The sequence below is a fragment of the Halomonas sp. SIMBA_159 genome, assembly GCF_046536035.1.
GTDB lineage: Bacteria > Pseudomonadota > Gammaproteobacteria > Pseudomonadales > Halomonadaceae > Vreelandella > Vreelandella venusta_A.
Genome location: NZ_JAWJBT010001526.1, coordinates 1 through 239 on the forward strand (window position 1 = coordinate 1; position 239 = coordinate 239).

At 64.9% G+C, this 239-nt stretch carries 1 protein-coding gene; it reads left to right on the top strand.

Annotated elements, in window-relative coordinates:
- Positions 1-239, top strand: a 239-nt coding sequence (locus tag R0J87_RS24335; protein ID WP_498889619.1) for a hypothetical protein, incomplete at both ends; no start/stop codon positions are given.

Consider the following 239-nt stretch of genomic DNA (forward strand, 5'->3'; position numbering starts at 1 on the left):
GGGATCCCACCCGTCGCGCAGGGAATTGCTGAGGAGCCGGGAGAGCTCGACGAGATCCGCACGGCGGCCGAGGAGTCCCTCGTGAGAAAGCTGCGGACTCGATCTCTCTCGGTCTCCGAAGCGCGTCAGGCGCTGAGGGGGCACGGGCTCGATAACGCTGTGATCGACGACGTGATCGACGACTTCTGCCGTCGTGGCTACCTCGACGATGCCGCTCTTGCCGGTGTTCTGGTGACATC